Source organism: Streptomyces sp. NPDC002994, assembly GCF_040611155.1.
In the GTDB taxonomy this organism is placed as follows: domain Bacteria; phylum Actinomycetota; class Actinomycetes; order Streptomycetales; family Streptomycetaceae; genus Streptomyces.
Genome location: NZ_JBEXNQ010000016.1, coordinates 119,470 through 140,164 on the forward strand (window position 1 = coordinate 119,470; position 20,695 = coordinate 140,164).

A 20,695-nucleotide genomic window follows, 5' to 3' on the forward strand; every position below is an offset into this window, starting at 1 on the left:
CCGGCTCACCCCTGCTTGTTGACTGTCTTTCCTTCAAGCAAGGAGATCTCGGACGATGCGGGTGCCGCGCTGGGGGCAGTCGTCTTACTACCCAGAGTACGCGCAGGAGCCCGCCCCGGTTCCACGGCCTCGGCGGCCGGGCCCGGCCGCAGCCCGGAGGGATGGGGCGAGTGCTCCACGACAGGGGCACGGCCGGACAGGGGCTGCGGCTCCACCGGGCCCAGGCTGCGACCGATTCCCGGCCTTCCGGGGGCCTCCCCCGGGTCGACGGGCCCGCGCTGCCGCACCGCCTCGCGCTCCGACGGCCACGTGTCCGCAGGCCCTCCGACCAGCGCACGCCACGCGTCGCGCCGCGCCCGGCGCACCGTTTCCCGGGCGCTCCGCAGCGCCCCGCGCGCCGCCCGGCCCGCTTCGAGGCCCGCACGCTTCACCGGCGCCCAGACGCTGTCACGCACCCAGTGCCCCACCGGCGTACACACGCCGAGCCATACCCACCGCACCGGCCGCCCGACCAGATTCCACCCGAGCCACTTCAGCGCCCGCCCGACGGCCCGGGAGATGTACCCCGCGATGCGCCAGGCGTGCCCGAACGCGGCACCGGTCTCGCGCCCCACCGGCACCAGCACGACGCGCCACAACCACGCGACGGGCGCCACCAGCACCGTCATGACGCACCAGACCACCCCACGCCACAGCCCGCCGGCCAGCCACGCGACACCCCGCCCCACCGGAGCAAGCACGTACCGCCACAACGCCACCCACGGCCACACGAACACCGCGTTCGCCACCCAGGCGAGCCCGCGCCCGAGACCGGCGGCCAGCCACGCGACACCCCGCCCCAGCGGAGCGAGTACGTACTCCCACAACGCCCTGCCCAGCCGGCCGAGTCCGCGTCCGACCGGCGCGAGGACGTACGCGTACAGCCACACCAGCGGAACCACAGCGAACGTCCGGACCACCCAAACCACTGCCACACCCACCGCACGCGCGGCGGCCGCGATCGCATGCCCGACCGTGCGCCCGAGCCAGACCAGTCCGTGCCCGAGCGGGGTCAGCACCTGCCGGTACAGCCACACCACCGGCACGACGAGCACGGCATGCGCGACGTACCCCAAGGCCTTGGCAACCGGAACGAGAACCTTCCCGTACAGCCACACCAGCGGTGTCACGACCAGCACTCGGAACACCGCGGCGAGCGCGCGGCCGACCGCCTTCCCGCAGACGGTGAGCAGGTCCCACAGCATCCGCACCGGGACGACCAGAACCAGCACGACGATGCGCACGGGGATCCTGATGACGGCAGTCAGACAGCCCTCCGCCTGCGGCACCTCGCGCCGCGGCGCGGGCGGCTGCGGCTGGGGCCGCTTCTCAAAGTCCATACCCGCAAAGACGCGTCAGCCGGCCGTCCGGATCCAGAATCGGAGATTTCCTTCGCGCTCGTTCTCGAAGACACCACCATTCGCCTCGATGGCCCTGCGCGACCCCGCGTTGTCGCGGTCGCAGGTCAGCAGCACGGACTCGATGCCGAGCTCACGGGCGTACGGCAGGCAGGCGCGCAGCATCGCGGTGGCATGGCCCTGGCGGCGGGCGCCGGGCCGGACACCGTAACCGATGTGCCCGCCCGTTTCCCGCAGTTGGGGCGTGAGGCGGTGACGCAGGTGGATGCGCCCGAGAAAGGTGTCGCCGTACACAGCGAGTTCGCGAGTGAGGGTGACACCGGCGTACTCGTCCGCGGTCTGGAATTCCTTCATCGCGTCGAGGAAGGAGGCACGAAAGCGGACGTCAGGGGCTATGAGTTGCGGCATCGCGCCATTGTGCCCGGCACGCACGAAGGCCCGGCCAAGAGGCCGGGCCTTCCCCTGCGTTACGGCTACTTCACGACCGTCAGCGGCAGCAGCTTCTTGCCCGTGGGGCCGATCTGGATCTGCGTATCCATCTGAGGACACACGCCGCAATCGAAGCACGGGGTCCAGCGGCAGTCCTCGACCTCGGTCTCGTCGAGCGAGTCCTGCCAGTCCTCCCAGAGCCAGTCCTTGTCGAGACCGGAGTCCAGGTGGTCCCAGGGCAGGACCTCCTCGTACGTACGCTCACGCGTCGTGTACCAGTCGACGTCCACGCCGAAGTCCGGCAGCGTCTTCTCGGCGGCGGTCATCCAGCGGTCGTAACTGAAGTACTCGCGCCAGCCGTCGAAGCGGCCGCCGCCCTCGTAGACCGCGCGGATGACGGAGCCGATGCGCCGGTCGCCGCGCGAGAGCAGGCCCTCGACGATGCCGGGCTTGCCGTCGTGGTAGCGGAAACCGATGGAGCGGCCGTACTTCTTGTCGCCGCGGATCTTGTCGCGCAGCTTCTCCAGGCGGGCGTCCGTCTCCTCGGCGGAGAGCTGCGGGGCCCACTGGAACGGGGTGTGCGGCTTGGGGACGAATCCGCCGATCGACACCGTGCAGCGGATGTCGTTCTGGCCGGACACCTTGCGGCCCTCGGCGATGACCTTGACGGCCATGTCACCGATCTGGAGAACGTCCTCGTCGGTCTCGGTCGGCAGGCCGCACATGAAGTACAGCTTCACCTGACGCCACCCGTTGCCGTACGCCGTCGAGACCGTCCGGATGAGGTCCTCTTCCGAGACCATCTTGTTGATGACCTTGCGGATACGCTCCGAACCGCCCTCGGGAGCGAAGGTCAGGCCGGACCGGCGCCCGTTCCTGGTCAACTCGTTCGCGAGGTCGATGTTGAACGCGTCCACGCGGGTCGACGGCAGGGAGAGGCCGATCTTGTCTTCCTCGTACCGGTCGGCGAGACCCTTCGCGACCTCCGCGATCTCGGTGTGGTCGGCCGAGGAGAGGGAGAGCAGGCCGACCTCCTCGAAACCGGTCGCCTTCAGGCCCTTCTCCACCATGTCGCCGATGCCGGTGATGCTTCGCTCCCGCACGGGGCGCGTGATCATGCCGGCCTGGCAGAAACGGCAGCCGCGGGTGCAGCCGCGGAAGATCTCGACAGACATCCGCTCGTGGACGGTCTCCGCGAGGGGAACCAGGGGCTGCTTCGGGTAGGGCCACTCGTCGAGGTCCATGACGGTGTGCTTGCTGACCCGCCACGGCACGCCTGACCGGTTCGGTACGACGCGGCCGATACGCCCGTCGGGCAGGTACTCGACGTCGTAGAAGCGCGGAACGTACACGCCACCGGTCTTGCTCAGCCGCAGCAGCACCTCGTCACGCCCGCCGGGACGGCCCTCGGCCTTCCAGGCGCGGACGATCTCGGTGATCTCCAGGACGGCCTGCTCGCCGTCACCGATCACCGCGCAGTCGATGAAGTCCGCGATCGGCTCGGGGTTGAAGGCGGCGTGCCCGCCCGCGAGGACGATCGGGTCGTCGAGCGTACGGTCCTTGGACTCCAGCGGGATGCCCGCCAGGTCCAGGGCGGTGAGCATGTTGGTGTAGCCGAGCTCGGTGGAGAAGCTGAGCCCGAAGACGTCGAAGGCGCGGACCGGCCGGTGTGCGTCCACCGTGAACTGCGGCACACCGTGTTCACGCATGAGCGACTCGAGGTCGGGCCACACGCTGTAGGTGCGCTCGGCCAGAACCCCCTCGCGCTCGTTCAGTACCTCGTAAAGGATCATTACGCCCTGGTTGGGCAGCCCGACCTCGTACGCGTCGGGGTACATGAGCGCCCAGCGCACATCGCAGGAGTCCCACGGCTTGACGGTGGAGTTGAGCTCACCGCCGACGTACTGGATGGGCTTCTGCACATGCGGGAGCAGAGCTTCGAGCTGTGGGAAGACCGAATCGACAGACATCGAGAACTTTCCTGAGCTGGCTGGGGGACGACTGTCTAGCGTAACCCGCCTGGAACCGCCCCCCTCACGGCGATCGGAATACCGCCGCGCGTGCGGGGAAGCCGTGCACCGACAAAACGACCGACCACCCGTGCGGTTATGCCCGGAGTCGCGCCCGCGGCTTCGGCTTGGAAGCCTTGGCCCACGCCACCGGCAGCTGCCGCTCCCGCGCCTGCGCCGCCGCTTCCTCCCGCCCGTACAGCAGCCCCCAGGTGAACGCTGTCTCGCCCGCCCCGTGGGCCTGGGCGGCCAGGGTGCGCAGGGTCTCGCGGGCCACCACGCTGTCCTGGTGCTCCCCCAGTACGGACTGGACGGCCTTCACCCGCTTCGCGAACCGCTTGGCGGGCTTCCCGAGCGTGGGCCGGGCGGCGTCGGCGGCGTAACGGGTGCGCTTGGCGGCCTTGCGCGCGCTGTGCATGGCCCGGTCCCGCTCCTCGCCGTGGGGCAGTGAGAGGGCGGGCTCCATGCGGTGGGCCAGCCGGCCGTAGTCCTTGAGGACCGCCTTGGGCAGGACCTCGGCGGCAGACCTCTTCGCGGCGGGGCGCAGCGGCGGATCGGTCAGCAGGGCGTGCAGGGCGGTGAGGAGGTCCAGGTACCGCCGGCTGTCGAGTGCCGCGAGGGTCTTGGCGCGTACGCCCTCCCGGCCGGCCACGGACCAGATGCGGAGCCGTCCGCTTACCGGGCCCATGAGGAGCGTTTCGGGTACGTCGTCGATCCGGGCGCGGAGCCGGGCGTCCAGCACCTCCTGGTCGCGGTCGGCGCCCAGTTCCCGCGCCAGCCACTTGAGCTCCTCGACGACCGGGTCGGTGACCGCCCGGTCCAGGACCTTGCGGTACGTCCGCAGGGCGCTGCGCAGCCGGCGGGTGGCGACGCGCATCTGGTGCACGGAGTCGGGCAGGTCCCGTCGCACGGCCGGGTCGTACGCCACCAGCGACGTGTACTGCTCGCGCAGGTACGCGAGGACGTGATCGCCCGCGGTCCGGTCCGGCTTCTCCTCCCCCGGCCTCTTCCACGACGGCGCCGTGTCCGCGAGCGCCCTGGCCAGCTTGGACTCCGACGTGGCGGGGCGCAGGCCGGCCTTGCGGAGTTTCTTCTCGACCGCGTCGAGGAGGTCCGGGTCACCCTCGTCGGCGAGCTCGACCTCGACCTCGGTCCAGCGGGCGGTGGCGCCGGCGGCGTCGACGCCGATCCGCTGCGCGGTGACGGTGTCGACGCTGACCTCGGCGAGCAGGTCGCCCCCGGCGTCCAGGAGGTGGCGTACGTCGCGCACACTGCGCAGCCGTACGACGGGAACGACCGGCTCCGCGCGGGTCCGGGACCGGATCAGGGCGGCCAGGGCGGGTGGCAGGTCGTCCGCCAGCGGCGAGCGGATCTCGTCGCGTACGTGCGGGGAGACCGGGAGCTTGAGGTGCCAGCCGGCGTCGTCGCCGCCGGTGCGGCGGCGCAGGGTGATGGAGTCCGCGGCGAGGCGCAGATCGTCCGTGTCGTAGTAGACGGCGTCGAGTTCCGCGACGCCTTTGTCCCGTACGGACGAGACGCCGGCCACCTTGGTCAGGTCGGGCAGCCGGGTCTCGCCACTGGCATCCGCCGCGGCCTCGTACTTCCGCTCGATCTCACGCTTCGTGTCCGCCATGAATCGAATCTAGACGTGAATCGGAATCGTGGGCAGAGGCTATGCCGTTAGGGGCCGCTGCACCCTGATCGACTGGAGCAGTCCGATCGCGACCCAGACCGCGAACATCGACGAGCCGCCGTACGACACGAACGGCAGCGGCAGTCCCGCCACCGGCATGATGCCGAGCGTCATCCCGATGTTCTCGAACGACTGGAAGGCGAACCAGGCGATGATGCCGCCGGCGACGATCGTGCCGTACAGCTCGGTCGTCTCGCGGGCGATGCGGCAGGCGCGCCACAGCACCACGCCGAGGAGGAGAAGGATCAAGCCCGCGCCCAGGAAGCCGAGCTCCTCGCCCGCGACGGTGAAGACGAAGTCGGTCTGCTGCTCGGGTACGAACTGTCCGGTCGTCTGGCTGCCCTTGAAGAGGCCGGTGCCGGTGAGGCCGCCGGAGCCGATCGCGATGCGCGCCTGGTTGGTGTTGTAGCCGACGCCCGCCGGGTCGAGTTCGGGGTTGGCGAACGCGGCGAAGCGGTTGATCTGGTACTCGTCGAGAACACCGAGCTGCCAGACGACGACGGCGCCGACGGCGCCCGTGCCGATGAGGCCGAGGACCCAGCGGTTGGACGCCCCGGAGGTGAGCAGTACCCCCAGGATGATGACCGCTATGACCATGACGGAGCCGAGGTCGGGCATCAGCATGATGACGACGATCGGTACGACGGCGAGGCACAGGGCCTTGACCACGGTGCGGTGGTCGGGATGTTCCTGGTCGCCCGCGTCGACGCGGGCGGCGAGCAGCATGGCCATGATCAGGATGATCGTGATCTTGGTGAACTCGGAGGGCTGGAGCGAGAACCCGCCGCCGATCACGATCCAGGCGTGCGCGCCGTTGATGGTCGCGCCGAGCGGCGTGAGGACGAGCAGGACCAGCACCACCGACAGCCCGTACAGCACCGGCACCGCCCCGCGCAGGGTGCGGTGTCCCAGCCAGATCGTGCCGATCATCAGCACGAGGCCGATGCCGGTGTTGAGGACGTGGCGCCAGAGGAAGTACTCCGGGTCGCCCTGGTTGAGCTGGTCACGCGTGCGGGTCGCGGACCAGACGAGCAGCGCGCCGATGACGGACAGCGCGAGCGACGCCCAGAGCAGCGGCCAGTCGAGCCGGCGCACCATGGAGTCGCGTGCGGTGAGCTTGGCGAGGGTGCCGCGCTCGGGGGCGTACCGCTGGACGGAGAAACCGTGCGGGCCGGACATCAGTCGCCACTCCTGCCGATCGCGATCTGCTGGTCGGCAGCCGGGTCCTTGGGCTTCTCGGGTACGTACGGCCGGATCTCCGGGGCGTCGATGGAGCCGTCCGTACCGATCTTCGGGAGGTCCTTCTGCGGCTTGGGCAACAGGGCCTTCTTCGGGTTGATGTCGCCGTCGTCGCTGACGCCGTAGAGGGCGTCGTAGATGTTGCGTACGGCGGGTCCGGAGGCGCCGGAGCCCGTACCGCCCTGGGAGATCGTCATGACGATCGTGTAGTCGTCGGTGTAGGTCGCGAACCACGAGGTGGTCTGCTTGCCGTAGACCTGGGCGGTGCCGGTCTTGGCCCGCATCGGGATCTTGTCCTGAGGCCAGCCGCCGAACCGCCAGGCGGCGGTGCCGCCGGGCTCGACGACGGAGCGCAGGCCCTTGTCGAGATCGCTGATGGTCTCGGCGTCGACCGGCAGCTTGCCGTGGGCCTTGGGCTTGATCTCCTCGATCCGCTTGCCGTCGGGGCTGATCACGGCCTTGCCGATGGTGGGGTTGTAGAGGGTGCCGCCGTTGCTGATGGCGGCGTAGGCGGTGGCCAGCTGAATGGGGGTGATGAGGACGTCACCCTGGCCGATGGCGAAGTTGATGCTGTCGAAGGCCTTCAGCTGGTTGCCTTCGAGGCAGCTCTCGTAGGCGATCTGCTCGACGTAGCTGCCGCCCTTCTTGCCCTGCTTGCACCAGGAGTCCTTGTTGGCTTCCCAGAAGTTCTGCTTCCACTGGCGGTCGGGGATGCGGCCCTTGACCTCGTTCGGCAGGTCGATGCCGGTCTCGCCGCCGAATCCGAAGTCATGGGCGGTCCGGTAGAACCAGTCGTGGGCGTCCTTCTTCGGCTTTATTCCGCCGTCACGCTTCCACTCCTCGTGGCCGAGGCGGTAGAAGACGGTGTTGCAGGAGAACTTGAGGGCGTCGCCCAGCGAGATGGGGCCGTGCCCCTTGGACTCGAAGTTCGCGAAGCTCCGGTTGCCCATGCTGTAGGAGCTGCTGCAGTTGTAGAGGCCGTCGAAGGGGTGGCCGGCCCGCACGGCCGCGCTCGCCGACACCACCTTGAAGACGGAGCCGGCGGGTGCCTGGCCCTGGATGGCCCGGTTGAGCAGCGGGTAGTTGGACTTCTTGTCGGTGAGCCGGGCGTACTCCTTGCCGGAGATGCCGCCGATCCAGGCGTTGGGGTCGTAGTCGGGCTGGGAGGCCATCGAGACGACGCGGCCGGTCTTGGACTCCATGACGACGACGGCGCCCGCGTCGGCCTCGTACGGGCGGCCGGTGATCTTGTCGGTCTCCTTCCGGACGGTTTTCATCGCCTGGTGGAGCTCGTACTCGGCGACGGCCTGGACCCGGGCGTCGAGGCTCGTGACGACGCTGGAGCCGGGGACCGTCGGGTCGTTCTCCGCCTCACCCATGACGCGGCCGAGGTTGTCGACCTCGTAGCGGGTGACGCCTGCCTTGCCGCGCAGTTCCTTGTCGTACGTACGCTCAAGTCCGGAGCGGCCGACCATGTCGGAGCGCAGGTACGGCGACGGGCCGTCCTTCGCCTTCTCGATCTCCTCGTCGGTGACGGGCGAGAGGTAGCCGAGGACCTGGGAGGTCTTCGCCTTGCCCGGGGCGGGGTAGCGGCGTACGGCCGTCGGCTCGGCGGTGATGCCGGGGAAGTCCTCGGCGCGCTCACGGATCTGGAGCGCCTGCTTGGTGGTGGCCTCGTCGGTGACGGGGATCGGCTGGTAGGGCGAGCCGTTCCAGCAGGGCTTGGGGGTCTTGGAGTCGCAGAGCCTGACCTTGCCGGCGACTTCTTCGGGCTTCATGCCGAGTACGCCGGCGAGGCGGGCCAGTACGGCCTTGCCGTCGTCCTTCATCTTCAGCAGCTCGGTGCGGCTGGCGGAGACGACGAGGCGGGTCTCGTTGTCGGCGAGCGGCACGCCGCGCGCGTCGAGGATCGAGCCGCGGACGGCGGGCTGGACGACCTGCTGGACGCCGTTGCCGGCGGCTTCGGCGGTGTACTCGTCACCGTTGCGGATCTGGAGGTACCAGAGGCGGCCGCCGAGGGTGAGCAGGAGGGAGAAGACGAGCACTTGGATGATGATGAGCCGGATCTGGACCCGGGGGGTCCGCCCGGTCTCGGGAATGTTGGTCACAGTCGCTTGACCCCCTTGATACGTCCGGCCCGCGCCGCCCGCGAGCGTGCGGCCTTGACCCTCAGTCCCCCGCGCTGGCTGCCGATGCGCAGGCCGGTGCCGGAGGCGAGCCAGCCGCTGGCCACGTCGGCGCCGTTGTTGCCGCTCTGGCTGTCGGCGAGCGGATCGTTCTCGGCGCGTCTGGCGAGCCACATGATGACCGGGACGACGAACGGGGCGAGCAGCAGGTCGTACAGCGCGGACGTGAACAGCAGGTTCACGATGCCCACATGGCGGGCGGCGGTGTCGCCGACCAGGGCCCCCACTCCGGCGTAAAGGAGGGTGGAGCCGATTGCGGCGGCTACGACGGCGACCATCGGGGCGGTCGCGGACTTGATCTGGCCGTTCTCCGGCTTCGCGAGTCCGGCGAGGTAGCCGATGACGCACAGGACGAGCGCGTAGCGGCCGGCGGCGTGGTCGGCGGGCGGGGCGAGGTCGGCGAGGAGGCCCGCGCCGAAACCGATGAGGGCGCCGCTGGTGTTGCCGTACACGAAGGCGAGACCGAGGACGGTGAGGAGCATCAGGTCCGGTACGGCGCCGGGGAGTTGGAGCCTGGCGAGGACGGTGACCTGGACGACCAGGGCGACGATCACCAGGGTGGTGGAGAGCAGCATCCGGTTGAAGCGCATGAGGTTCAGCTCCTACTCGGTGCCGTCGGCGGGATCGATGCCGTCGGCGGGGGGCGCCGAGGGGGTGACCGTGACGGTGACCGTGGGCGTGGGCTTCGGTCGGGCCGGCTTGGGCGGCAGGACCATGTCTCGCGGGTCGTGGCGCGGGGCCTGGACGACGACGCCGACGATGTCGAGCTTGGTGAAGCCGACGTACGGGCGGACGTAGACGGTGCGGGTGAGGTCGCCGCCGGACGGGTCGACGCGTACGACCTGGCCGACCGGGACGCCGGGCACGAACGGCTTGGCGGCCTGCGAGCCGAAGGTGACGAGCCGGTCGCCCGCCTTGATCTTGGCCTTGCCGTTGAGCATCTGCACGCGCAGCGGACGGTCGCCCTGGCCGGTGGCGAAGCCGAGTTCGTCGGTCTTCTCCAGGCGGGTGCCGACGGTGAAGTCCGGGTCGTTGGCGAGCAGTACGGTCGCGACGTCCGGGCCTACGGTGGTGACGCGGCCGACTAGTCCGTCGCCGTTGAGTACGGTCATGTCGCGCTTGATGCCGTCGTTGCTGCCGGAGTCGATGGTGACGGTCCAGGAGAATCCCTGGGCCGCTCCTATCGCGATGACTTCGGCGCCCTTGATGCCGTACTGGCCGGCGCCGGCTCTCTTGAGCATCTTGTCGAGCTGTCGTACGCCGCTGCGGTTGCGGTCGTCGCTGCCGAGCTTCTGCTTGAGTGCGGCGTTCTCGCGCTCAAGGACGGCGAGGCGGTCGTGGCGCTCACCGGAGTCCCGAACGGCACCGACGGCGTTGCCGATCGGGTCGACAGCTGTGGCGACCGCGTTTTCCACCGGCCCGAAGACGGTGGCGGCGGCCTGCCTGGCACCGTCGACCGGCGACTCCTCGCCGCCACGGATATCCACCGTGATCAACGCGAATGCGATGGCGATCAGCAGCACCAGGAGCAGCCGGCTCTCTCGTGTGTCCCTCACGTGCGGCGGCCGTGCCTTCCTGTCGGATTCTTATGTCTCTATATCAACGATCCGCCGCACGAGAGGGAAGGCCTCGTACGGCGGATTCGTTGGAACGGCTCATCGCCGGGGCTGGGCGTCCAGTACCTGCTGGAGCGCCTCGAACTCCTCGACGCACTTGCCCGCGCCGAGCGCGACGGAGTCGAGCGGGTCCTCGGCGATGTGGATCGGCATGCCGGTCTCGCGGCGCAGGCGCTCGTCGAGACCGCGCAGCAGGGCGCCGCCGCCGGTGAGGACGATGCCGCGGTCCATGACGTCACCGGAGAGCTCGGGCGGGCACTTGTCGAGCGTCGTCTTCACGGCGTCGACGATGGCGTTGACCGGCTCCTCGATGGCCTTGCGGACCTCGGCGGCGGAGATGACGACGGTCTTGGGGAGACCGGAGACGAGGTCGCGGCCGCGGATCTCGGTGTGCTCGTCCTTCTCCAGGTCGAACGCCGAGCCGATCGTGATCTTGATCTGTTCTGCGGTGCGCTCGCCGAGCAGGAGGGAGTACTCCTTCTTGATGTGCTGGATGATCGAGCTGTCCAGCTCGTCGCCGGCCACCCGGATCGACTGTGCCGTGACGATTCCTCCGAGCGAGATGACGGCGACCTCGGTGGTGCCGCCACCGATGTCCACGACCATGTTGCCGGTGGCCTCGTGGACGGGCAGGCCGGAGCCGATGGCCGCGGCCATGGGCTCTTCGATGATGTGCACCTGGCGGGCGCCGGCCTGGGTGGACGCCTCGATGACGGCGCGGCGCTCGACTCCGGTGATGCCGGAGGGCACGCAGACGACGACCCGGGGGCGAGCCAGGTAGCGGCGCTTGTGGATCTTCAGGATGAAGTAGCGGAGCATCCGCTCGGTGATCTCGAAGTCGGCGATGACGCCGTCCTTCAGCGGCCGGACGGCAACGATGTTGCCCGGCGTCCGGCCGATCATCTTCTTGGCCTCGGCACCTACGGCGAGGATGCCGCCGGTGTTGGTGTTGATGGCGACGACGGAGGGCTCGTTGAGCACGATCCCTTTGCCCCTGACGTACACCAGCGTGTTGGCGGTCCCGAGGTCGACAGCCATGTCACGGCCGATGAACGACATTGAGTTCCCCTTGTTCCCCATGAGGATGCGTCGGGCCTTCCCAAGTGGAGCGGTTGGCTTTTTAGGACGGCGAAGTGGGTGGTGCGGGCGTGGAGGGTTTCATCGTAGTGCCGCCCGCACGGATGGGCAGTGCGAGGGTCCTTCGCCATTGTGAGTGGAACACGTGCCCGTCCCAGTAATGGTGACGTCGTGTCGGAGGGATGCGTTCCCCGCATCTTCCCGCATATGCCGGGGGGCGGCCGAATTACTTCGGTCGCCCCAGGCCATGAGCTCTGTTTGGCTGACGCTATGTCAGGAAATGCCGGGGAAGAAAAGCTTCAGTTCCCGCTCCGCGGACTCCTCGGAGTCCGAGGCGTGGATGAGGTTCTCCCGGACGATGCTTCCGAAATCTCCACGAATGGAGCCGGGCGCTGCCGCGATCGGGTCAGTCGGACCCGCCAACTGGCGTACACCCTCGATGACGCGCTCGCCCTCGACGACCAGCGCGACGACGGGACCGGAGGACATGAACTCGACCAGCGGCTCGTAGAAGGGGCGGCCCTTGTGCTCGCCGTAGTGCTGCTCCAGCGTCTCGTGATCAAGGCTGCGCATCTCCAGCGCGGTGATCTTCCAGCCGGCCTTGCGCTCGATCCGGCTGATGATCTCACCCACGAGTGCGCGTCGGACCGCGTCCGGCTTGAGAAGGACGAGAGTGCGCTGAGTCATGTACGGCTCCTTGCGGGCATAGCGGATGCAATGTCCAGAGGCTACAAGGACACGCCGCGGGGGCCGCACCCGGCACTGACAGCGGCGCTACTGCGCCCCCGCCTCCTGCGCCTCCTGCGCCTCCGCCTGCGCCGCCCACCGCGCCTTCGCTTCGTCGATCTTGCGGCCGTAGTGGATCGAAGCCCACCACAGGCCCGCGAAGACGACGCCGAGGAAGAACATCGTCGGGACCACGAAACCGCTGGCGATCAGGCCGATCTGGAGCGCCCAGCCGAGCTGCACCCCGCCCGGCCGGCCGAGCATTCCGCAGAGCAGCACGGACAGCAGCATCGCGATGCCGCAGACCGTCCAGACCGCGGTCATCGACAGGTCGTCGGACTTCATCGCGACCAGGCCGGCGAAGGCCACCACGAAGAATTCACTGATCAGAGTGGACGCGCAGAGCATACGCACAGGTATCAGCCCCTCCCCAGGAGCAGCCGGGCCTCGCCGACCGTGATCACGGAACCGGTCACCAGGACGCCGCCGCCCGCGAACTCGCCCTCTTCCTCCGCCAGGGTGATGGCCGCCTCCAGGGCGTCGTCCAGACGCGGCTCGACCTGGACGCGGTCGTCGCCGAAGACCTCGACGGCGATCGCGGCCAGCTCGTCGACGTCCATCGCGCGGTGCGTGGAGTTACGGGTGACGACCACCTCGGCGAGGATCGGCTCGAAGGCTTCGAGGACGCCCCGCACATCCTTGTCGCCGCTCGTGCCGACGACCCCGATCAGGCGGCTGAAGCTGAACGCCTCGGTGACGCCCTCCGCGGCCGCCCGCGCGCCCGCCGGGTTGTGCGCCGCGTCCAGGACGACGGTCGGGCTGCGGCGTACGACCTCCAGGCGGCCGGGCGACGTGACCGACGCGAAGGCCTTGCGGACCGTTTCGTTGTCGAGCGTGCGCGTGTGCTCCGCGCCGATACCGAAGAACGCCTCGACGGCCGCCAGGGCCACCGCCGCGTTGTGCGCCTGGTGCGCGCCGTGCAGCGGCAGGAAGATCTCTTCGTACTCTCCGCCGAGTCCGCGCAGGGTGATCAGCTGGCCGCCGACCGCGATCTCGCGGGAGACGACGCCGAACTCCATGCCCTCACGGGCGACCGTCGCGTCGACCTCGACGGCCTTCTTCAGCATGACCTGGGCCGCGTCGACCGGCTGCTGCGCCAGGATGACCGTGGCGCCCTGCTTGATGATCCCGGCCTTTTCGACGGCGATCTCGCCGGGCGTGCCGCCGAGCCGGTCCGTGTGGTCGAGATCGATCGGCGTGACGACGGCGACGGACGCGTCGATCACGTTCGTCGCGTCCCAGCTGCCGCCCATGCCGACCTCGACGACCGCCACATCGACGGGCGCGTCGGCGAACGCGGCGTACGCCATGCCCGTCAGCGTCTCGAAGAACGACAGGCGGTGCTCCTGCATGCCGTCGGTCATCTCGACGTACGGCTGGATGTCCTTGTACGTCTCGATGAAGCGCTCGGGGTCGATCGGGGCGCCGTCGAGGCTGATGCGCTCCGTGATCGACTGCACGTGCGGGCTGGTGTACCGCCCGGTACGCAGCTCGAACGCGCCGAACAGGGCCTCGATCATGCGGGCGGTGCTGGTCTTGCCGTTGGTGCCGGTGATGTGGACCGAGGGGTACGCGCGCTGGGGCTCGCCCAGCACGTCCATCAGGGCCTCCATGCGGACGAGCGACGGGTCCAGCTTGGTCTCCGGCCAGCGGCCCAGGAGCTCCTGCTCGACCGCGCGCAGCGCCTTGTCCACCTCCGGGTCCTGCGGGCGGCCGGCCACGCCGTCGCCCTGCTGCGGGGCACCTTGGGTGCGCAGCGTACGGCTGCCTGCCTCGATCACCGCCAGGTCGGGGTCGCGGCCTGTCTCGGCCTGGACGATCTCTTCGAAGGCGTCGGGGCCGTCGGGGGTGTCGTCGGGGGTGTCGCTGTCATCGTGCGGGGGGAGCTGGCTCACGGGACCAGTCTACGGAGCACCACTGACAACGCCCCGCCAGGACCTCCGCACCGCCCTTCGACCGCCTTCGGACGCTCTGCGGCGGCGGATCCGGCGATGTCGTGCCAGCCTGGGAAACCACGATCGGAGGGTTCTCCAGATGGGTGACACGGCCAAGGACATCGGTATAGACCTGGGTACGGCGAACACGATCGTCTACGCCCGGGGCAAAGGCATCGTCCTCAATGAGCCGTCCGTGGTGGCAGTGCAGGCCAGGTCCGGCACCGCCCTCGCGGTCGGCACCGAGGCCAGGAACACCATCGGCCGGACGCCGGGGTCGATCACGGCGATCCGCCCGCTCAAGGGTGGTGTGATCAGCGACTACGCGGCCGCCGAGGAAATGATCCGGCACTTCGTCCGCAAGGCCGTGCCCGGCCGCAAACCCCGCCCCCGCATGGTCCTGTGCGTACCGAGCGGTATTACTCCGGTCGAGCAGCGCGCGATCGTCCAGGCGGCCGAACGCGTGGGTGCCCGCACGGTGCATCTCATCGACGAGCCGATGGCGGCGGCGATGGGCGCCGGGCTGCCGGTGTCGAAGGCGCACGGCTCGATGGTGGTCGACATCGGTGGCGGCACCACCGAGGTCGCCGTGATCTCGCTGGGCGGGATCGTCGCGGCGTGGTCGCTGCGGGTGGGCGGCGACCGGCTCGACGCGGCGATAGCCGACCATGTGCGCAAGGAGCACGGGCTGCTGATCGGTGAGCGGACGGCCGAGGCCGTGAAGCTGGCGATCGGTTCGGCGTGGCCGGTGCCGGAGGACCCGGAACTGGAGAACCGCACGTTCGCCGTGGGCGGGCGGGAGAAGATCCACGGCGGGCTGCCGCACACCGTCGAGCTGACCGCGAGCGAAGTGCGGGCGGCGCTCGACGACGCGGCGGAAGCCGTCGTCACGGCGGTGAAGTCGACGTTGGAGGAGTGCCCGCCCGAACTCGCCGACGATGTGATGGAGCACGGAATCGTGCTCACAGGCGGCGGGGCGCTGCTGCCGGGGATGGATCTGCGGATCTCGGCCGGGGTGGGGATCCCGGTGTTCGTGGCGGACGACCCGCTGGACTGTGTGGCCCTCGGAGCGGGCAAATGCGTCGAGAATTTCGACCTGCTGGAGGAGTTCCTGGCGGACTGGTGACGACGCCGAGGGCCCCCGCGCGGCTCGCGCGGGGGCCCTCGGCGTCGTCGTACCGTACGGTCCTACTTCTCCGGCAGGGCCGCGAGCTGCGCGGTGATCCGCTCGATGTCCGCCTCGGCCTTGGCGAGCCGCCCGCGGATCTTGTCGACCACGTTGTCCGGAGCCTTGGCCAGGAACGCCTCGTTGCCGAGCTTGCCGAGCGCCTGCGCCTTCTCCTTCTCGGCCGCCGCCAGGTCCTTCGCCAGGCGCTTGCGCTCCGCCTCGATGTCGATCGCGCCCGACAGGTCGAGCTCGACCTTCGCGCCCGCGACCGGCAGGGACGCGGTGGCGTGGAAGTCCGGGCCGGCCGGCTGGAGACGCAGCAGCTGACGGATGGCCGCCTCGTGCGGCGCCAGCGCCGTCCCGTCCAGGGTCAGCCGGGCCGGGACCTTCTGGCCGGCCTGGAGGCCCTGGTCGGAGCTGAAGCGGCGGACCTCGGTGACGACCTGCTGGACGAGCGCGATCTCCTTCTCGGCCCCGGCGTCACGGAAACCGGAGTCCTTCGGCCACTCCGCGATGACGAGCGACTCCTTGCCGGTGAGCGTGGTCCACAGCGTCTCGGTGACGAAGGGGACGACCGGGTGCAGGAGGCGCAGCGTCACGTCGAGGACCTCGCCGAGGACGCGTGCGGACACCTTCGCCTGCTCGCCGCCCGCGAAGAAGGTGGTCTTGGACAGCTCGACGTACCAGTCGAAGACCTCGTCCCACGCGAAGTGGAAGAGCGAGTCCGAGAGCTTCGCGAACTGGTAGTCCTCGTAGTACGCGTCGACCTCGGCCACCGTCGCGTTCAGCCGCGACAGGATCCACCGGTCGGTCGCCGACTGCTGCCCGACGGGCGGCAGTTCGCCTTCGACCGTCGCGCCGTTCATCAGCGCGAAGCGGGTGGCGTTCCAGATCTTGTTGGCGAAGTTGCGGGAGCCCTGGACCCAGTCCTCCCCGATCGGCACGTCCACGCCGGGGTTGGCGCCGCGCGCGAGCGTGAAGCGGACCGCGTCGGAGCCGTACTTGTCCATCCAGTCCAGCGGGTTGACCGCGTTGCCGAAGGACTTCGACATCTTCTTGCCGAACTGGTCGCGGACCATGCCGTGCAGGGCGATGGTGTGGAACGGCGGGGTGCCGTCCATCGCGTACAGGCCGAACATCATCATCCGGGCGACCCAGAAGAAGAGGATGTCGTAGCCGGTGACCAGAACGGAGTTCGGGTAGAACTTCTCGACGCTCGGGGTCTGTTCGGGCCAGCCGAGCGTGGAGAACGGCCACAGGCCGGACGAGAACCAGGTGTCCAGGACGTCCGTGTCCTGGTGCCATCCCTCGCCGGTCGGCGCCTCGTCGTCAGGACCGACGCAGACGACCTCGCCGTTCGGGCCGTACCAGACCGGGATCCGGTGACCCCACCACAGCTGACGCGAGATGCACCAGTCGTGGAGGTTGTCGACCCAGCCGAAGTAGCGGGGCTCCATCTCCTTCGGGTGAATCTTGACCCGGCCGTCGCGGACCGCGTCGCCGGCCTCCTTCGCCAGCGGGCCGACCTTGACCCACCACTGGAGGGACAGGCGAGGCTCGATGGTCGTCTTGCAGCGGGAGCAGTGCCCGACGGAGTGGACGTACGGGCGCTTCTCGGCGACGATCCGGCCTTCGGCGCGCAGGGCGGCGACGATGGCGCTGCGGGCCTCGAGGCGGTCGAGCCCCTGGAAGGGACCGTGCGCGGTGATGACGGCGCGCTCGTCCATCACGGCCAGGTTGGGCAGGCCGTGCCGCTGGCCGATCTCGAAGTCGTTCGGGTCATGGGCAGGCGTCACCTTGACGGCGCCCGTGCCGAACTCGGGGTCGACGTGCTCGTCGGCGACGACCGGGATGCGGCGGCCGGTGAGCGGCAGCTCGATCTCGGTGCCGACGAGGTGGGCGTACCGCTCGTCGTCGGGGTGGACGGCGACGGCGGTGTCACCGAGCATCGTCTCGGCGCGGGTCGTCGCGACGACGATCTCGCTGTCCCCGGAGCCGTACCGGATGGAGACGAGCTCGCCGTCGTCCTCCTGGTACTCGACCTCGATGTCGGAGATGGCGGTCAGACAGCGCGGGCACCAGTTGATGATGCGCTCGGCGCGGTAGATGAGCTCGTCGTCGTACAGCTTCTTGAAGATGGTCTGGACGGCCTTGGACAGGCCCTCGTCCATGGTGAAGCGCTCGCGCGACCAGGCGACACCGTCACCGAGGCGCTTCATCTGCCCGGAGATCTGGCCGCCGGACTCGGCCTTCCACTGCCAGACGCGCTCGACGAACGCCTCGCGCCCCAGGTCGTGGCGGGACTTGCCCTCCTTGGCGAGCTCGCGCTCGACGACGTTCTGGGTGGCGATGCCGGCGTGGTCCATTCCCGGCTGCCAGAGCGTCTCGTAACCCTGCATGCGCTTGCGGCGCGTGAGGGCGTCGATCAGCGTGTGCTCGAAGGCGTGGCCGAGGTGGAGCGATCCCGTGACGTTCGGCGGCGGGATGACGATGGTGTACGGCTCTTTGTCGCTTTTCTCATCGGCTTCGAAGTAACCGCGTTCTACCCAGCGCTCGTACAGCTTCCCCTCTACCTCGGCCGGCGCGTACTGGGTCGGCAGTTCGGGGGCGGGGGCGGCTGGCTGCTGCGATGAGTTCTCGGTCACGGGCTCAGTTTACGGGCGTCACAGCCCCGTACCGAAACCGGATTCTTGGTAACGGTGAGGGCCCCGCCGCCCTTGGACGCCGGTGGTTCCGCCAGGATGTTCGTAACGCATAAGTATCTGGAGGGGAACCCAGTCCATGAGCTACAACCAGCCGGGCCCGTACGGCGGGCAGCAGCCCGGTCCTTACGGCCAGCAGCCGCCGAACCCGTACGGCCAGCAGCCCCCGCAGGGCCAGCCCGGCTACGGCTACCCCCAGCAGGCCCCGCCGCCCCAGGGCTACGGCTACCCCCAGCAGGGCCAGCAGCAGGCCCCGTACGGCCAGCAGGCTCCGTACGGCCAGCCCCAGCACCCGGGCCCGTACGGCCAGCAGCCCCAGTACCCCGGCGGCATGGTCCCGATGCCCCCGCCGGCCCCGAAGAAGAAGACGGGCCTGATCGTGGGCGTGGTGATCGTGGTGCTGGCGGTGATCGCCGGCGGTGCGTACTTCCTGAGCCCCCGCGGTGGTGGCGGCGCGGTCGCCGACGACGGCAAGAAGTACAAGCTGGCCGCGCCGGAAACGCTCCTGGGCGAGTACAAGAAGGACGCCACTGCCGGCGGTGCTTCGAGCGGCGGTCTGCCCGCCAAGGATGCCGCGGAGATGGAAGCACTGGGCATCTCCAACGCCAAGCAGGAGGGCGCGAGCTACAAGTCCGGGGAGGGGACGACCGCCACGCAGCTGAACTTCAGCGGCGTCTGGGGCGAGATCGAGGACCCCGAAGCAGTCGTCGACGCGATGTTCGAGAAGCAGGAGAAGGACCCCTCGGCGGGACAGGTCGCGGGCCTGAAGGTCGAGTTCGTCGGGGAACCGGAGGCCTTCACTCCTGACGGGTTCGAGGACGGCGTGATGAAGTGCCGGATGACGAAGATGTCCAGCCCCGGAGCCTCTGCCTCGGTGGGCGTCAGCGGTGGCGGCATCCGCATTCCCACCTGCCTGTGGGCCGACCACAGCACCATGGGCACCGCCACACAGGCCGACACGTCCACCCTCCGCGGTGAGGGCAAGTCCCTGGAGGAGGCGGCTGCCACAGCGGCCAAGGTCCGCAACGAAGTGCGCGTCGAGATCAAGTAGCCCGCACAGATCTCAGACACCAACGCGAAGGGGCGCCCGGCCAGTTGGACTGGTGGGGCGCCCCTTCGGCGTACGTACGCAGCCGCTACGCGCTCTTCTCGTGGCGGCCGTCGTTCTTGATGATGCGGGGCTCGCGCGGGACCAGGGTCGGGTTGACGTTGTTGCGGACCACGTCCGGTGTGATGACGACGCGGGCCACGTCCTTGCGGGACGGGACCTCGTACATCACCGACATCAGGACCTCCTCCATGATCGCGCGCAAACCGCGCGCGCCCGTCTGGCGGAGGATCGCCTGGTCCGCGATCGCTTCCAGTGCCTCGCGCTCGAACTCCAGCTCCACGCCGTCGAGTTCGAAGAGCCGCTCGTACTGCTTGACCAGCGCGTTGCGCGGCTCGACCAGGATCTGGAGGAGCGCCTCGCGGTCCAGGTTGTGGACCGAGGTGAGGACGGGCAGGCGGCCGATGAACTCGGGGATCATCCCGAACTTCACCAGGTCCTCCGGCATGACCTCCTGGAACTGGTCGCTCGCCTCGATCTCCCGCTTCGAGCGGATCGTCGCACCGAAGCCGATGCCCTTCGCACCCGCACGCGACTCGATGATCTTCTCGAGGCCGGCGAACGCGCCGCCCACGATGAAGAGCACGTTCGTCGTGTCGATCTGGATGAACTCCTGGTGCGGGTGCTTCCGGCCGCCCTGCGGCGGGACCGACGCCGTTGTGCCCTCAAGGATCTTGAGGAGCGCCTGCTGGACGCCTTCGCCCGATACGTCGCGCGTGATCGACGGGTTCTCGCTCTTGCGGGCGACCTTGTCGATCTCGTCGATGTAGATGATCCCGGTCTCGGCCTTCTTGACGTCGTAGTCGGCCGCCTGGATCAGCTTCAGGAGGATGTTCTCGACGTCCTCGCCGACATACCCGGCCTCCGTCAGCGCCGTCGCGTCCGCGATCGCGAACGGGACGTTCAGCATGCGGGCGAGGGTCTGCGCGAGGAGGGTCTTGCCGGAGCCGGTGGGGCCCAGCAGGAGGATGTTGGACTTGGCCAGTTCGATCGCGTCGTCGCGGCCCGAGCCGCTGCCCGCGTTCTCGCCGGCCTGAACGCGCTTGTAGTGGTTGTAGACCGCCACCGAGAGCGCCTTCTTGGCGGGCTCCTGGCCGACTACGTACCCCTCGAGGAACTCGTAGATCTCCCGCGGCTTGGGGAGTTCCTCCCACCGCACCTCGGAGGTCTCTGCGAGCTCCTCCTCGATGATCTCGTTGCAGAGGTCGATGCACTCGTCGCAGATGTACACACCGGGACCTGCGATGAGCTTCTTCACCTGCTTCTGGCTCTTGCCACAGAACGAGCACTTGAGCAGGTCGCCGCCATCACCGATGCGTGCCACGAGGTGCTTCCCCTTCGCCTGGGAGAC

At 69.2% G+C, this 20,695-nt stretch carries 16 protein-coding genes; 2 read left to right on the forward strand and 14 right to left on the reverse strand.

Annotation, left to right across the window (positions count from 1 at the left end):
* Positions 1 to 5: 5 nt before the first annotated feature.
* The 12 genes from ABZX79_RS22430 to ABZX79_RS22485 form a co-directional block, all read right to left on the reverse strand.
* Positions 6 to 1,379, reverse strand: coding sequence for a hypothetical protein (locus ABZX79_RS22430; protein ID WP_355260364.1), 1,374 nt, complete (start codon positions 1,377 to 1,379; stop codon positions 6 to 8).
* Between the two features lie 15 nt (positions 1,380 to 1,394).
* Complete coding sequence (locus ABZX79_RS22435; RefSeq protein WP_355260367.1) at positions 1,395 to 1,805, reverse strand: GNAT family N-acetyltransferase; 411 nt, start codon at positions 1,803 to 1,805, stop codon at positions 1,395 to 1,397.
* A 65-nt stretch (positions 1,806 to 1,870) separates the two neighbouring features.
* Positions 1,871 to 3,796 (reverse strand): TIGR03960 family B12-binding radical SAM protein, encoded by a 1,926-nt coding sequence (locus tag ABZX79_RS22440; protein ID WP_355260370.1) that lies wholly within the window; start codon positions 3,794 to 3,796, stop codon positions 1,871 to 1,873.
* A 136-nt stretch (positions 3,797 to 3,932) separates the two neighbouring features.
* Positions 3,933 to 5,468 (reverse strand): CYTH and CHAD domain-containing protein, encoded by a 1,536-nt coding sequence (locus ABZX79_RS22445; RefSeq protein ID WP_355260373.1) that lies wholly within the window; start codon positions 5,466 to 5,468, stop codon positions 3,933 to 3,935.
* Positions 5,469 to 5,507: 39 nt separating this feature from the next.
* Positions 5,508 to 6,707, reverse strand: a complete 1,200-nt coding sequence (rodA, locus tag ABZX79_RS22450) for a rod shape-determining protein RodA (protein ID WP_355260377.1) — start codon at positions 6,705 to 6,707, stop codon at positions 5,508 to 5,510.
* Positions 6,707 to 8,875 (reverse strand): penicillin-binding protein 2, encoded by a 2,169-nt coding sequence (mrdA, locus tag ABZX79_RS22455; protein ID WP_355260380.1) that lies wholly within the window; start codon positions 8,873 to 8,875, stop codon positions 6,707 to 6,709. Before mrdA ends, rodA begins: the two co-directional genes overlap by 1 nt.
* Positions 8,872 to 9,543: a rod shape-determining protein MreD gene (mreD, locus tag ABZX79_RS22460; RefSeq protein WP_355260383.1), complete on the reverse strand. Its 672-nt coding sequence runs from the start codon at positions 9,541 to 9,543 to the stop codon at positions 8,872 to 8,874. The genes mrdA and mreD overlap by 4 nt, the downstream gene beginning before the upstream one ends.
* Positions 9,544 to 9,555: 12 nt before the next feature.
* Entirely contained in the window at positions 9,556 to 10,509 is a 954-nt protein-coding gene (mreC, locus tag ABZX79_RS22465) for a rod shape-determining protein MreC (RefSeq protein WP_355260386.1), read from the reverse strand.
* 99 nt (positions 10,510 to 10,608) lie between these two features.
* The gene (locus tag ABZX79_RS22470; protein WP_028813452.1) at positions 10,609 to 11,628 is read right to left on the reverse strand and encodes a rod shape-determining protein; all 1,020 of its coding nucleotides are present in this window, start codon (positions 11,626 to 11,628) and stop codon (positions 10,609 to 10,611) included.
* Between the two features lie 291 nt (positions 11,629 to 11,919).
* Positions 11,920 to 12,333, reverse strand: coding sequence for a nucleoside-diphosphate kinase (ndk, locus tag ABZX79_RS22475; RefSeq protein WP_355260389.1), 414 nt, complete (start codon positions 12,331 to 12,333; stop codon positions 11,920 to 11,922).
* 87 nt (positions 12,334 to 12,420) lie between these two features.
* Positions 12,421 to 12,786, reverse strand: coding sequence for a DUF4233 domain-containing protein (locus tag ABZX79_RS22480; RefSeq protein WP_355260392.1), 366 nt, complete (start codon positions 12,784 to 12,786; stop codon positions 12,421 to 12,423).
* A 5-nt stretch (positions 12,787 to 12,791) separates the two neighbouring features.
* Positions 12,792 to 14,327 carry a folylpolyglutamate synthase/dihydrofolate synthase family protein gene (locus ABZX79_RS22485; RefSeq protein ID WP_355260395.1) on the reverse strand — a complete coding sequence of 512 codons (1,536 nt, stop codon included), beginning with the start codon at positions 14,325 to 14,327 and terminating at the stop codon, positions 12,792 to 12,794.
* Positions 14,328 to 14,466: 139 nt separating this feature from the next.
* Between ABZX79_RS22485 and ABZX79_RS22490 the strand changes: the two genes are divergently transcribed.
* The gene (locus ABZX79_RS22490; RefSeq protein WP_355260398.1) at positions 14,467 to 15,492 is read left to right on the forward strand and encodes a rod shape-determining protein; all 1,026 of its coding nucleotides are present in this window, start codon (positions 14,467 to 14,469) and stop codon (positions 15,490 to 15,492) included.
* Positions 15,493 to 15,554: 62 nt separating this feature from the next.
* Here ABZX79_RS22490 and ABZX79_RS22495 read toward each other — a convergent pair whose 3' ends face one another.
* Entirely contained in the window at positions 15,555 to 18,179 is a 2,625-nt protein-coding gene (locus tag ABZX79_RS22495) for a valine--tRNA ligase (RefSeq protein WP_355260401.1), read from the reverse strand.
* 136 nt (positions 18,180 to 18,315) lie between these two features.
* Here ABZX79_RS22495 and ABZX79_RS22500 point away from each other — a divergent pair, with 136 nt between their 5' ends.
* A complete protein-coding gene (locus tag ABZX79_RS22500) occupies positions 18,316 to 19,287 on the forward strand; it encodes a hypothetical protein (RefSeq protein WP_355260404.1) in 972 nt (323 codons plus the stop codon).
* A gap of 85 nt (positions 19,288 to 19,372) precedes the next feature.
* On the opposite strand, the gene clpX is transcribed toward ABZX79_RS22500, so the two are convergent.
* Positions 19,373 to 20,668: an ATP-dependent Clp protease ATP-binding subunit ClpX gene (gene clpX / locus ABZX79_RS22505; protein ID WP_215129974.1), complete on the reverse strand. Its 1,296-nt coding sequence runs from the start codon at positions 20,666 to 20,668 to the stop codon at positions 19,373 to 19,375.
* Positions 20,669 to 20,695 lie beyond the last annotated feature (27 nt).

Bases quoted from the DNA above. Each gene is read 5' to 3' on its own strand.
- ABZX79_RS22430 (WP_355260364.1), bottom strand. From the start codon at position 1,379: ATGGACTTTGAGAAGCGGCCCCAGCCGCAGCCGCCCGCGCCGCGGCGC.
- ABZX79_RS22435 (WP_355260367.1), bottom strand. From the start codon at position 1,805: ATGCCGCAACTCATAGCCCCTGACGTCCGCTTTCGTGCCTCCTTCCTC.
- ABZX79_RS22440 (WP_355260370.1), bottom strand. From the start codon at position 3,796: ATGTCTGTCGATTCGGTCTTCCCACAGCTCGAAGCTCTGCTCCCGCAT.
- ABZX79_RS22445 (WP_355260373.1), bottom strand. From the start codon at position 5,468: ATGGCGGACACGAAGCGTGAGATCGAGCGGAAGTACGAGGCCGCGGCG.
- rodA (WP_355260377.1), bottom strand. From the start codon at position 6,707: ATGTCCGGCCCGCACGGTTTCTCCGTCCAGCGGTACGCCCCCGAGCGC.
- mreD (WP_355260383.1), bottom strand. From the start codon at position 9,543: ATGCGCTTCAACCGGATGCTGCTCTCCACCACCCTGGTGATCGTCGCC.
- ABZX79_RS22470 (WP_028813452.1), bottom strand. From the start codon at position 11,628: ATGTCGTTCATCGGCCGTGACATGGCTGTCGACCTCGGGACCGCCAAC.
- ndk (WP_355260389.1), bottom strand. From the start codon at position 12,333: ATGACTCAGCGCACTCTCGTCCTTCTCAAGCCGGACGCGGTCCGACGC.
- ABZX79_RS22490 (WP_355260398.1), top strand. From the start codon at position 14,467: ATGGGTGACACGGCCAAGGACATCGGTATAGACCTGGGTACGGCGAAC.
- ABZX79_RS22500 (WP_355260404.1), top strand. From the start codon at position 18,316: ATGAGCTACAACCAGCCGGGCCCGTACGGCGGGCAGCAGCCCGGTCCT.